Source organism: Flavobacterium sp. SM2513 (assembly GCF_050908145.1).
Taxonomy (GTDB): domain Bacteria; phylum Bacteroidota; class Bacteroidia; order Flavobacteriales; family Flavobacteriaceae; genus Flavobacterium.
Map to the genome: position 1 here is coordinate 1180811 of NZ_CP194228.1, position 14076 is coordinate 1194886.

Here is a 14076-nt window from a genome sequence, read left to right on the forward strand (position 1 = left end):
TGGTAAATAATATAAATAGAAGGGATAAAAACTAACTCGCAGATAATGAATTAATTTCTAGATTTTCTTTAAAAGCGATTAGTTATCGCTTTAATTTTTCGATGAGTAAATCATCTAAATCTGTTTTAAGTTTTATAACTTCTTTAGAAAGTTCGTTAGAAATACTCATAGAAAGAACATAGTGTGCAATTTTCCATTTGTTTTTAACTTTGATTAATACGCCAGAGCCACGACAGATTTTCATTTGTGTATCTAAAAGTTCGTCAAACCATGCTGTTTTTTCATCAGCAGACAAGTAAATATGTCTTTCTAATGCTTTAAAATTCCACGCTTTGCCTTTATCGAAATGTGGTTTTGCGTATTTTTGAAATTCTAACTTTTGCCAATTTTCGGTAGCATCCGTACCGATAAATACTGCATCTTCTGACATAAAATCAAAATACGTTTCAAAATCAGCATTTGCTGCAGCTTGATGCCAAGAATCCAAGACAATATTAACTTTTGTCTGTGTTGATTTATCAGTTTGAGAATAGCAAAGGGTACTAATGAAAAATAGAGGAAGTAGAAGCTTTTTTAATTTCATAAAATTTCATATATTAAGATGTATCTTGGTAAATGTAGTAAATTTATAAAGTAAAAAAATTTATAGTAATGAAGAATAAGAAATGGGTTATATCCTTAATTGGAGTGCTTTTTTGTAGTTCGTTTTTTTTTATAGAATGTAAAGAAAAACCAAAAGTTGTAGCAAATTATGAAATGAAGCTAGATCAGCCTGATCCTGAATTAAAGCCTTTTGACAGCCTTTCATTGGAATCATTTTTTCAAAAGTATCCAGATCTGAAGCCTTATCAAAATGATGTTTTAGCCGTTTATAGAAAACAGCGATTTAATTATTTGTGGCACGACAGCAAAGGTAGAAAGGAAACAGCGGAGGTGCTTTACAATAGAATTAATTCTATTTCGGCGGATGGAATTATGCAAAAAGTGCCTTATAAAGAAGTTTTTGATGCGATGTTGCATAAAAGCTCCGTTACTAATTTAGAAAATGAATTGTTCTTGACGTCTTATTACTTCTTTTATACTTCTAAAGTTTTAGGTGGTATTGACCAGAAAAAAAGAGAAGAAATGGGGTGGTATTTAAAGCGGGAATCTACTTCTTATGTGAACTATTTGGACACTCTTTTGGCTAATCCTGGTTTGGTCAACAAAGAGACACAGTTAAATAAACAATATTACTTATTAAAAGTTGGATTAGAGTATTATCAAAAAGTTGCTAAACAAGGAGGTTGGGATTCTATTCAAATACCAAAAGATTTTAAGTCGTTGAGACTTAAAGACAGTTCAGCATTTATTTTGAACATTAGAAAAAGGCTTGTTTTAACAGGTGATTTGAAAAAAGATTCCGGTAGTATAATTTTTGATGAAAATCTGGCAAGCGGCGTTTTAAATTTTCAAAAAAGACATGGTTTTCTGACAGATAAAATAATTGGAAGGAATACTATTGAAGCCATGAATGTTTCTGTTGATGATAGAATAAAAACAATTATGATTAACATGGAGCGTTGTCGATGGATTTCGTCCGATATTTCGAAAGATAAAGAATATATTGTTGTCAATATTCCGGCGTATCAGTTGATTTACATAAAAAATGATTCAGTAGCGTTAAAATCTGACGTCGTTGGTGGTACCACAATGCATCAAACCGTTATTTTTAGTGGCAAGATGAAGTATATTGTATTTAGTCCGTATTGGAATATTCCGCAGAGTATTATAAAGAATGAGGTGATTCCGGGAATTAAGAAGAATAGTAATTATCTCGCAAATCACAATATGGAGTGGAATAATGGTAACGTACGCCAGAAGCCTGGTATTCGGAATTCATTGGGTCTAGTAAAATTTATTTTCCCAAACAGTAATAATATTTACCTGCACGATACACCGTCTAAAAGCTTGTTTCAGCGTGAAAGTCGGGCATTTAGTCACGGTTGTATCCGGGTGGCAAAACCTAAAGATTTGGCGGAAGCCATATTAGCAACGGACGCCAATTGGACTCCTGAAAAAATTGACCAAGCAATGAATAAAGGTACCGAAAAATGGTATCCTTTAAATCAAGAGATTCCTGTTTACATTGGATATTTTACCACATGGATGGACAGAGATGGAAACCTAAATTTTTATAAGGATGTGTACAAACGAGATGCTCAATTAGCGGCTTTATTGACAGAAAAAGAAAGCGAGTAAGGGTAAATTGATGGTATAAAAAAAAGGCTATCGAATGAACGATAGCCTTTTTTATGTAACTAGTTTTTTTTAGTTAATTACAATATCATCAATTTGAATTGTAGTTGTTACTCCTGGTGAAACACCACTTCCAGCATATTCAAAGATAAAGAATCCGTTACCTGTTACTGCAGCTGGTATAGCAAATACACCACTATTAATAAACGTACTTCCATAACCATTTGTGTTTCCAGAAGAAATAGTAAACGAACTAGTGATTTCGGTAAGTGTAGCAGTAGATAAATCAGTTCCAGGTGTATAATTTGTAGTATAATATACTTTTAATGCAGCACCATTGTTATATCCGTCGTTTGTTTTGAAAGATAGAGTATTAGCCGCTGTCATATCTGCAGGAACAAAGAATAATGTTCTGTTTGCTTCAGAACTACCAAATGCACTCATTTGAATATATTTATTACCAGTATTTGTTGGAAATTGTTTTACTTCCCAATATCTACTTCCTACATAAGAATCGTTCAAATAAGCGGGGAATATCTTGTTGCTTACTGCAAAAGATTCGAAATTTTCAGTAAAAGACCCTGAATATGTTATCGCTGTTCCACCAATTTGCGTATTGATGTAGAAACGTTCTTGGTCTAACATAATGTCTGATTCATATCTAGGTGTAAACTGGTAAGTTGAACCAAAACGAGTAAGTACTCCTCTAATCGTTCCGCTATTTCCTGGAACAATATTTACAGCATATTTAGAAAAACTTCCTGATCTAACGATAATTGTTTTTCCACTAATGTCAGTAATAGTGTGATTTGTACCAGAGTTTCCATTTGCAGGAATGTGGTAAGGTTTACCAACAGCACTTGCAGCAAATTGTACTCCAGTGAAGTCAATCAATTTGTTCAAATGTGTGTTACTAGCTAAAGCTTCTGTAATTGTTAAAGATGTAACTAAGTCAGCATCAGTTAACGCCGGCTCACAAGTTCTAGGAAATGTAGGAATTACTAAAGGTTGCGCAATTCTAAATACAGAATTCCCGTCTAATTGACCAATTAATAAACCACCATCTTTAATTTGAATGTAACGGTCTTGTAATTTTATTTTTACGTGACGACCTACTTGGTATACGGAAGCATAGTTTGCATAATCAACTAACGCACTAAAAGCGATTGATTTATCAGCTGCTTCAAAATGTATTGTTTTAAAGAAATTTCCTCCTTTATCACTAGATACAACATAAGCGTCAATGACATCAGGATCTGTATATTTCACAGGTGAACCATTCGCTGCAGTAGCAATAGCAAAAATTTCTTGAATAGTTTTCGTAGAAGCTAAACTATCAACTGATATACAGTTAAAATCGTTTAAGTTTGGAGTACTGTAATCATCGTCGTTAACACAGCTTGTAAGCATTCCAGCTGAAATTGCGATGATAAAAATTGATTTTAAAATATTTGTTTTCATAACTATATTGTTTATGTATTTTTTTTAATTAAAAGTTAAGGTACACATTTACGAAATACGTTCGGCCATATCCGTAAAAATATTTAGGACCAAATGAACGTGTAGGTCCAGCCAAATCTTGTTTTATTTCTTTGTAGTTTGCATTACGAGCTTGTTCAAAACCTCCTGTGATGTATTCAACATCAAAAACATTATTTATTGACGCAAAAAATCCAATTGTATTTCTGTTTTTATTACTGATTCTCCAAGATTTCCCACCTACTAAATTAACCAATCTAATTGGATCAAACTTTTCTTGTCTAAGTAATTCTCTGCCTTCAGCTTCTGTAGCACCGAAAAAGGGAAGTCCTTGAGGATCTTCTGCATTGTTGTAAAAATTATTTGTTCTAAGAAGTGGTGAAACATCAATATACGTTTCGTCTAAGTAATTTGCATTGGCACCAATCCACCAGAATTGTGGAGCTCGGTATTCAAGACCTACTGAATATGCTTTTTGAGGCGTTCCAGCTTGTTTGTAATCTTTCATAGTAGATTCACCATAGTCAATAACTCTTTGAGCATTATCTACGTTCAATTTTACATTAGGATTGTTGTCAAAAGTATATTGACCTACACCTGCAGTTCCGGTCACTTTAAGCGTCGAAGTCAATTGGTATTCCAATCCAAATTCTCCACCAATGTTTAGTTTATCAATACCAGTTACAATCTCTGCTACAAAAGCATTTCCAGAACCTCCAAGTAACGCACCAGTTTCGTCAAGAACTCCAACTCCTTCAGAGTAGAAGAATCCGATATCGGTTGCATTTTGAATTTTAGAATAAAATCCAGTAATTTTCGCTTTTAATTTCGGCATTCTGATGATGTAACTTGCATCAAAGCTTTGAATACTTTCACTATCTAAATCAGTAACGATATTGTTATTCAATCGTACATTTGGAAATGTATTTCTCATCGTTGGTGCATTTGTCATATACAATGCATTGAAATCTAAGTAGTGACGACCTGTAATTTTATACGTTAAACCTCCTTTAAAACCAAAGTTGTCAAAATCAGCTTTTTTACTTTTTCCAAAAGAGTTTGTTGGATATATACCATTTTGATACAAACCTTCACGTTGGTAAATTGATTTAGTAAAGCTTTGTGCTAAATAAAAATCAACTTTGTCGTAAGAAAATTTAAATTGAGTAAATGCTTGAGCAACATTTGCATGCAATAAATAACTATATCCGTATCGGTCTCCCTCAACTACTGTGTTGTTTGGATTTAGTAAATTAGGTTGTGACTGGTCTCCTGAGAAAAACTGGTCTACATCATTATAATATTGGCCACCTAATAAATCAGTTACTTTTTGATAATTGTCTGATTTTAATTTACGATAAGTTACACCAGCGTTTAATATGATGTTGTCCGAAAGTTGAGAAGTTATTACAGAATTTGCTGTAAATAATTTATCGTCGGTTTTATCTTCATATAAAATAGTTGTTGACTCACCACCGTTATTAACATTAGCATCATAAACAGCATTCCAGTTGATTTGCTTGTTGTCTAAAAAGGTAGTTTTTGCAAGTTCTGCATTTGCAATGTTTTGTGGAGAATCACCAATATAATCACCAAAATCATCATGCTTTGTAGTATAATAACTCGGAAGATTTCTATAGTAAATTGGATCTGGATTATTTGCTCCATTAAAGTCAAATCTACTGTTTCCAATAGAACCAAATTGGTAAGCAACGCTCGTATTTAAATCCGTTTTGTCATTTAGCTTCCAAAAGTGGCTCAAAATAAATATAGGTTCTTCAACGTCTTTATCTCTTGAGTTTCTTTTCTTTCCATCTTGCCATCCCCAGTATGAATTGTATTTTACGCCAGCTAAATCACTTACTTCTTTCGAATTTGGTGAGTTTTTTCCTCTACTGTTTTGAGCATAAATAGCAGTAAAATTTAAACTATGACTGTCGTTAATCTTTTTTTCAACAGAAGCAAAAAATGAATTTGCTGCATAATCAGTACCTTCAAAATGACCTTCTTCAGCCCAACGTCTTCCCGCAGAAATTACATAAGCCCAACCATTTTGATCCATACCTGAAGCATGAGTAGCCATGGTTCTCCAACTATAATTGGTATTTGTTCCAGAAAAGGTAATTCTAGTTCCAGGACGATAAATAGAAGCTCTTGTGTTGATTTCTTGAGTTCCTAAAGCACCACCAAAAGTATAGTCAGATGGAGCAGAACCCATAGTGAATTCTTGATTTCTAGTCGCATCGTTTAGACCTCCCCAGTTAGCATACTGTGGTCTTCCGTCGTAAATTTTGTCCATAGAAATACCATTTATCATAGTTTTTCCATATTCATTATCTAAACCTCTGATTCTAAATCGGGCTTGACCCCAATTAAATGCAGCTGACTGTTGGAAAGCGTCACGAGTAGCTTGAAGCAAACCCGCCGTACTTTCTGAACCGCTATTGTCATCACCTAAATCACTTTCAGTAATAACAATCAGACTTAATTGTTGTTCAGAAGTAGTGTCATACTCTAAAACAATTGTTCCCAAATCTAAAATACTTTCTTTAGTCACTAATACAGAAAGCAATTGCCTTGTATATCCAGACGTATTAATTTCTAGTAGTTGTTCACCAACTACTACATTTTCAAAAGTAAAAACACCGTCTTGATTCGTCAGAACAGTTAATGTTGTGTTTTGAATAGTTGCAACTACACTTTCTAAAGGTTTCATAGTTTTCGAATCAACAACTTTCCCAGTGATACCTGATGTTCCGCCTTGTGACCAAGCTAGAACAACTTGTAGCACAAAGAACATACTAATTACAAGTTTTTTCATAAATAAATTTAAATTAATCTCGTTTTGTTAAAATAATCTTTTCTTAACGGGTGCAAAGTTACATTTTAAATTAAATATAACTACTTTTGTAGCCAAGTTTCTGTTAAAGTTGACATTAAATTAATATTACAAATCTATGAATTTTAAAAAATCGATCTTTTTATTTCTAGTTTTAATTGTCGGAATCGCGCATTCTCAGGCACAAGGAAAGAAATATAAAGTACATACCGTTGCGTTTTATAACGTTGAAAATTTGTTTGACACCATCAATCAAGCAAATTATGATGAAGAATATTTGCCTCAAAACGGATGGACCTCCAAAAAATACTTTAAAAAAATAAATAATCTTGCACGAGTAATCGCTGAAATTGGTACAAACGACCAACAAAAAGAATCGCCTACTATATTAGGAGTGTCTGAAGTAGAGAACAAAGGTGTTTTAGAAGACTTAGTAAGAAACTCACAAATTGCAGGTAAAGAGTATGGAATAGTGCATTTTGAATCTCCAGACAAACGTGGGATTGATGTAGGATTTCTATATCAAAAAAAACATTTCAAACCAACAAGCTATATTAACGTCCCATTATATATTTATCAAGACCAACTCGATACTTCTAAGAAAGAAGAAAAAGAGGAAGGTGAAGTGGAGAAAGTTAATGTGAACTTTGATGCTACGAGTAAACGAGTTTATACACGTGATCAATTATTAGTTACTGGTTTATTAGATGGTGAAGAAGTACACTTCATTGTAAACCACTGGCCGTCACGTTCGGGTGGAGAGAAAAGAAGTAGCCCTTACCGTGAAGCTGCCGGAAGATTGAATCGTAAAATAATGGATTCGTTATTTAAAATCAATCCGAATTCAAAAATCATCACGATGGGTGATTTAAATGATGGTGCTTACAACAAGAGTGTGAAAGAAGGTATTGGTGCCAAATTGAAAAAAGAGCAAGTGAAGAAAGGTGGTATTTACAATCCTTTTGAGCAAATGGCTAAAGACGGTCATGCCTCATTATTTTACAGAGATTCAGGTGATATTTTTGACCAAATCATGGTATCAGAACCTTATGTAAATGGTAATTTTTCGGGATGGCAGTATTGGAAAGCTGGAATTTATAATAAACAATTCATGATTCAAACTTCAGGACAATATAAAGGGTATCCCTTGCGGAATTCCTCAAGCGAACCAGGATTTAGTGATCACTTCCCTGTTTACATTTATTTGATTAAGGAAGTAAAATAATAGAGTTTTAAAAGGTTGGTTCGCGCCAACCTTTTTTATTTAGTAATTTAGCGTAAAAGAAAAAATTATGGCTATTGCAAAACCATTCAACTTAACGAAATGGATTGAGGAAAACCGACACTTATTGAAACCACCTGTCGGGAATAAAAACATCTACATCGAATCGGAAGATTATATTGTGATGATTGTTGCGGGTCCAAATGCCCGGAAAGACTACCACTTTAATGAAACCGAAGAATTGTTTTATCAACTAGAAGGTTCCATTACAGTTTATGTGCAAGACGAAGGTAAGAAAGTCGCGATGCAACTCAATGCAGGCGATATGTATTTGCATCCCGCCAAAACGCCGCATTCTCCGGTAAGAACAGAGAACTCGATTGGCTTAGTTATCGAAAGAAAAAGGGAAGGGCAAAATCTAAAAGACGGCTTGCTTTGGTTCTGCGAAAATTGCAACCATAAACTGCACGAAGTTTACTTTGAGTTAACGGATATCGAAACCGATTTCTTGCCACATTTCAAGCATTTTTATAATTCGGAAGAATTGAGAACATGCAACAACTGCGGAACCATTATGGAAGCCGACCCAAAATTTGTAAAATAATTTTCAGGAGCTAGTTCCAGCTGTCCACTGTACCTTTTTATTTTAGTTTGCTTCGTTTCTCGCAAGGACGAAAATAAAAGGGATGCCGTTTCCATCTGGGCTAGGGAGAAAGGTATAAGTTGAAAACCCATTGTGTAACAAATGCGACCTAAAAAGTGAAATAAAAGTCCTATTTTTGCATAATACATAGTAAAAACATTTAAAAAATATAGAATGTCTACAATAGCACAACAATTCGGAATGGTCGAAGCACTTGAGAAATTAGGGGTAAAAGCCATCAACGAAGGAACATCAACAGGAAACGAATGGTTTTCTAATGGAGAAATCATTGAAAGTTATTCGCCAGTTGACGGTCAATTAATTGGTAAAGTAAAAACTACAACGGCTGCGGATTACGAAAGAGTAATGCAAAGCGCAACGGCTGCTTTCAAAACTTTTAGAGCAATGCCAGCTCCACAAAGAGGAGAAATCGTACGTCAATTTGGAAACAAATTAAGAGAATTAAAAGAACCATTGGGGAAATTAGTTTCTTACGAAATGGGTAAATCTTTGCAAGAAGGGTATGGAGAAGTGCAAGAAATGATTGACATCTGTGATTTTGCCGTAGGTTTATCACGTCAATTGAACGGACAAACGATTCCTTCTGAACGTCCAGGTCACGTAATGCGTGAACAATGGCATTCTATTGGAGTAGTAGGAATTATTTCTGCATTCAACTTTCCAGTAGCAGTTTGGGCTTGGAACACAGCATTAGCATGGATTTGTGGTGATGTTTGTGTATGGAAAGGTTCGGAAAAAGCGCCTTTATGTACTGTAGCTTGTCAAAATATTATTGCTGCAGTTTTAAAAGAAAACAATTTGCCAGAAGGTATTTCATCCATCATCAACGGAGATTATAAAGTAGGTGAAATGATGACTAACGATACTAGAATCCCTCTAGTTTCTGCAACAGGTTCTACTCGTATGGGAAGAATCGTTGGTGCAAAAGTAGCCGAACGTTTCGGAAAATCATTGTTAGAGTTAGGTGGAAACAATGCCATCATCATCACGCCAACAGCCGACTTGAAAGTGGTTGTTCCAGGTGCTGTTTTTGGTGCTGTAGGAACTGCGGGACAAAGATGTACTTCTACAAGACGATTAATCATTCACGAATCGGTTTATGATAAAGTGAGAGATGCTATTGTGGGTGCTTATGGTCAATTGACTATTGGAAATCCATTGGACCAAAAAAACCACATCGGACCACTTATCGACAAAGATTCTGTAAACACGTATTTAGCTGCAATTGAGTCTGCGAAAGCGGAAGGTGGAAAAGTATTGGTAGAAGGTGGTGTTCTTTCGGGCGAAGGTTTCGAAAGTGGATGCTACGTAAAACCAGCAATCATTGAAGCCGAAAACAGTTTCAAAATCGTTCAACACGAAACATTTGCACCCGTTTTATATTTAATGAAATACAGTGGTGATGTAGAGAATGCAATTGATATGCAAAACGGCGTTGCCCAAGGTTTATCATCAGCGATTATGACCAATGACTTGAAAGAAGCAGAGAAATTCTTGTCGTTCTCAGGTTCTGATTGTGGAATTGCTAACGTAAACATCGGAACTTCTGGTGCTGAAATTGGTGGTGCTTTTGGTGGTGAAAAAGAAACCGGTGGAGGTCGTGAGTCAGGTTCTGATGCTTGGAAAGTGTATATGAGAAGACAAACAAACACAGTGAATTATTCAGACGAATTGCCTTTGGCACAAGGAATAAAATTTGATTTGTAAGATATTTTAGATTAAATATTGAAAAGGACAACAGCGATGTTGTCCTTTTTTTTGTACATATATTTTCTACTTTAAGGACATATAATAAACTTCAATTATTATTTATTTTGAACTTATTAAATCTTTAAACATATCTATTAAACTATTAATTTGCAATGAATAAACTTATTTAATTTATTCAAAAATAACCTATATTTAGCCTAACTATAACCCTTAAAGCGTATAACTTATGAAAAAAACAATTTTACTTTTATTTCTCATTTGCATTTTTGGATGCGACTATAACGATAACAAACCCAGTACACCTAAAACTGAATTAGAAAAACTACCACCCGCCACACAAACCGGAGCTAATACTGCAGGTTGTTTGGTAAATGGTAAAGCTTTTTTACCTAAAGGATTTATTCCTGGAACAAATCCTTTATCTTATCAAGATGGTTTAAATTTTGTATTATTTATTGGAGAACGAAATAATGATATTATTAACTCATTAGGAATTTTCAGTTTAAATAAGCAGTTAATAGAAGGGTCAATTATTCCATTAAAACTTGATTTAAATGATAGTTCTAAAATATATGCTTATGGCACTTATGTCGATTTTTCTAATGGAACAGGAGATTACATTACAACTAATATAATAGTTGGTGAACTAAAAATAACACATCACGATTTTAATAATGCGATACTTTCTGGGACTTTTTGGTTTGATGCAATAAATTCAAATGGAGAGAAAGTAGAAGTGCGGGAAGGTCGTTTTGATAGGCATTATTAATAAAAACATTTTAAAATTAAGATTTATATATAAATTAAATAAAAATACTACAATTAGGTTTCTTTAAAAATCAATTAATACATTTAACACAATGAATTTAACACAAACACAATTATGAAAAAAATTACATTACTTTTTATTTTGTTTCTTGCATACAATATGGCAAATGTCCAGCTGCCCGAAGTTTCTTCTAATTCCACAAAGCTCTGCGAATGTCTGCTGTATTTTTGAATTGAAATTAAACACTTTCGTAACGGAGCAAGTTATTTTTATTTTGAAAAATCCTCAATCGCCGAGCAGGATGGCATTTTCAATTCAAAATAACCCCAATCGTCGCGCAGGAAGACATTTCCAACTCAGAATTACTCCAATCGCGGAGTAGGAAGGTATTTTCAATTCAGAATTGCTCTAATCGTCGCGCAGGAAGACATTTGGAATTCAAAATAGCTCCAATCGTGGCGATTGGAGAAATAGCGAAGCATTTTATAAGCAAAACGCTTTATTGCTTTGTTATTATAAAAATAAAACAGCCACCTCTCGGTAGCTGTTTTATCATTATTTGCAACATAATATCCTCTTATATTTACGACCCACACATTTCGCAATCATCAGGACCGGCACTTTTAGCCAATTCAATCATTGCTTTGTATTCATCCGCCGTCAATTCAACTTGTTCTGCTACTACTGCAACTGGCTTTGCTTTTGGTTCCACAATTTCAATTGGAGCTGCTTTCTTGTCGTTATTCAATGTAAACTGAATCGCATCTACTGCCGATTTTGTTCTCAAATAATACATTCCGGTTTTCAATCCTGATTTCCAAGCATAGAAATGCATCGAAGTCAGTTTAGAATAATTCGCGTCTTGCATAAACAAGTTCAACGATTGCGATTGGTCAATAAAATAACCACGTTGTCTAGACATATCAATAATGTCTTTCATCGAAAGTTCCCAAACCGTTTTATACAATTCCTTCAAATCTTGTGGAATGATATCAATATTTTGAACCGAACCGTTGTGACGCATGATTTCTTGTTTCAAGTTGTCGTTCCACAAACCTAAATCCACTAAATCGTGTAGCAAGTGCTTGTTTACCACAATAAACTCCCCTGAAAGTACACGTCTTGTATAAATATTAGAAGTGTAAGGTTCAAAAGCCTCGTTGTTTCCAAGAATTTGCGAAGTCGAAGCCGTTGGCATTGGTGCTACCAAAAGTGAATTTCGCACACCATGCTGCATTACTTCTTTACGCAACGAACTCCAGTCCCAACGTCCTGATAAATCTTCGTCTTTCAATCCCCAAAGGTTAAATTGAAATTCTCCTTGTGATATTGGCGAACCTGCAAATGTAGAATACGGTCCTTCTTCTATTGCCATTTCCATCGAAGCGGTTACGGCTGCAAAGTATAAAGTTTCAAAAATTTCTTCGTTTAATTTCTTCGCTTCGTCACTTGTAAAAGGCAAACGCAATAAGATAAAAGCATCTGCCAAACCTTGCACACCTAATCCTACTGGACGGTGACGCATGTTAGAGTTTTCAGCTTCTTTTACTGGATAGTAATTTCTGTCGATAACTTTATTCAAGTTACGCGTTACTCTTTTCGTTACATCATGCAATAATTGGTGGTCAAATTTTCCGTTTTCCACAAACATCGGCAACGAAATTGAAGCCAAGTTACACACCGCAACTTCATCAGCAGAGGTATATTCCATAATCTCTGTACACAAGTTCGAAGAACGAATGGTACCTAAATTCTTCTGATTCGATTTACGGTTGGCTGCATCTTTGTACAACATATAAGGCGTTCCCGTCTCAATTTGTGATTCTAGGATTTTCTCCCAAAGTTCACGCGCTTTGATGGTTTTTCTACCTTTTTTACGTTCTTCATAATCAACGTACATTTTCTCAAATTCTTCGCCATAAACGTCGTACAATCCCGGACATTCATTTGGACACATCAACGTCCAATAACTGTCTTCTTCCACACGTTTCATGAATAAATCGGAAGTCCACATAGCGAAAAACAAATCACGAGCTCGCATTTCTTCTTTTCCAGTGTTTTTCTTCAAATCTAAGAAGTCAAAGATATCTGCATGCCAAGTTTCGATGTAAATCGCAAAACTTCCTTTACGTTTTCCACCACCTTGGTCTACATAACGAGCGGTGTCGTTGAAAACACGTAACATCGGAACAATTCCGTTTGATGTTCCGTTTGTTCCACGAATGTATGAACCCGTTGCACGAACGTTGTGAATAGACAAACCAACACCTCCCGCAGATTGCGAAATTTTAGCGGTTTGTTTCAACGTATCGTAAATTCCGTCAATACTATCGTCTTGCATTGCCAAAAGGAAACAAGAAGACATTTGAGGTTTTGGTGTTCCCGCATTAAACAACGTTGGCGTTGCATGCGTGAAGAATTTTTTCGACATTAAGTCGTAGGTTTCCAATACAGAATCCAAATCATCTAAGTGAATACCTACCGAAACACGCATCAACATATGTTGAGGACGCTCTACAATTTTGCCGTTTATCTTAAGTAAATACGAACGCTCCAATGTTTTAAAACCGAAGTAATCGTAGTTAAAATCTCTGTTGTAAATAATATGCGAATCTAAAAATTCCGCATTATCCATAATCACTTTGTGAACTTCGTCAGATAGCAAAGGCGCTTCCTGATTGGTTCTTGGATTGATGTAATGAAACATTTCATTCATCGTTTCTGAAAAGGACTTGGTAGTGTTTTTATGCAAATTAGAAATCGCAATTCGCGCTGCTAATTGTGCATAATCTGGATGAGCAATTGTCATCGAAGCCGCAGTTTCTGCCGCTAAATTATCCAATTCTGATGTAGTTACCCCATCGTAAAGCCCTTCAATAACCCGCATGGCTACTTTTACGGCATCTACTAAATCATTCAAACCATAACAAAGTTTTTTTACTCTGTCCGTGATTTTGTCAAACATGACTGGCTCTTTTCGTCCGTCTCTTTTTACTACATACATAGTTTTTTGTGTTTTTCAAAACAGCAAATCCCTTTACTGTTTCAGGTTAATTGTAATCAATTTTGCCACGAAGGCACAAAGTCGCAAAGTTTATTTTTGACTTATTTTTTATAAATATTTTTTTTTGGAGCTATTTCCAGCTTTCCGTTTT

The 14076-nt window shown here is 34.8% G+C and carries 9 protein-coding genes; 5 read left to right on the plus strand and 4 right to left on the minus strand.

What is annotated here, in order from left to right; genetic code table 11:
- Nucleotides 1-82: 82 nt before the first annotated feature.
- Nucleotides 83-583: a nuclear transport factor 2 family protein gene (locus tag ACQ5J2_RS04810; protein WP_432672597.1), complete on the minus strand. Its 501-nt coding sequence runs from the start codon at nt 581-583 to the stop codon at nt 83-85.
- Between the two features lie 68 nt (nt 584-651).
- Here ACQ5J2_RS04810 and ACQ5J2_RS04815 point away from each other — a divergent pair, with 68 nt between their 5' ends.
- The gene (locus tag ACQ5J2_RS04815; RefSeq protein ID WP_432672598.1) at nt 652-2241 is read left to right on the plus strand and encodes a L,D-transpeptidase family protein; all 1590 of its coding nucleotides are present in this window, start codon (nt 652-654) and stop codon (nt 2239-2241) included.
- 69 nt (nt 2242-2310) lie between these two features.
- On the opposite strand, the gene ACQ5J2_RS04820 is transcribed toward ACQ5J2_RS04815, so the two are convergent.
- Together ACQ5J2_RS04820 and ACQ5J2_RS04825 are read right to left on the minus strand one after the other, a co-directional pair.
- Nucleotides 2311-3699, minus strand: coding sequence for a DUF5689 domain-containing protein (locus ACQ5J2_RS04820; protein WP_432672599.1), 1389 nt, complete (start codon nt 3697-3699; stop codon nt 2311-2313).
- 28 nt (nt 3700-3727) lie between these two features.
- Entirely contained in the window at nt 3728-6538 is a 2811-nt protein-coding gene (locus ACQ5J2_RS04825; protein ID WP_432672600.1) for a carboxypeptidase-like regulatory domain-containing protein, read from the minus strand.
- Nucleotides 6539-6674: 136 nt separating this feature from the next.
- Here ACQ5J2_RS04825 and ACQ5J2_RS04830 point away from each other — a divergent pair, with 136 nt between their 5' ends.
- From ACQ5J2_RS04830 to ACQ5J2_RS04845, 4 genes are all read left to right on the plus strand, one after another.
- Nucleotides 6675-7781, plus strand: coding sequence for an endonuclease/exonuclease/phosphatase family protein (locus ACQ5J2_RS04830; protein ID WP_432672601.1), 1107 nt, complete (start codon nt 6675-6677; stop codon nt 7779-7781).
- Nucleotides 7782-7848: 67 nt separating this feature from the next.
- On the plus strand, nt 7849-8382 hold the full coding sequence (locus ACQ5J2_RS04835) for a 3-hydroxyanthranilate 3,4-dioxygenase (RefSeq protein ID WP_432672602.1): 534 nt from the start codon (nt 7849-7851) through the stop codon (nt 8380-8382).
- 213 nt (nt 8383-8595) lie between these two features.
- The gene (amaB, locus tag ACQ5J2_RS04840) at nt 8596-10149 is read left to right on the plus strand and encodes an L-piperidine-6-carboxylate dehydrogenase (RefSeq protein ID WP_432672603.1); all 1554 of its coding nucleotides are present in this window, start codon (nt 8596-8598) and stop codon (nt 10147-10149) included.
- Between the two features lie 229 nt (nt 10150-10378).
- Complete coding sequence (locus tag ACQ5J2_RS04845; protein WP_432672604.1) at nt 10379-10921, plus strand: DUF6252 family protein; 543 nt, start codon at nt 10379-10381, stop codon at nt 10919-10921.
- A gap of 583 nt (nt 10922-11504) precedes the next feature.
- On the opposite strand, the gene ACQ5J2_RS04850 is transcribed toward ACQ5J2_RS04845, so the two are convergent.
- Nucleotides 11505-13925 carry a ribonucleoside-diphosphate reductase subunit alpha gene (locus ACQ5J2_RS04850; RefSeq protein ID WP_432672605.1) on the minus strand — a complete coding sequence of 807 codons (2421 nt, stop codon included), beginning with the start codon at nt 13923-13925 and terminating at the stop codon, nt 11505-11507.
- Nucleotides 13926-14076 lie beyond the last annotated feature (151 nt).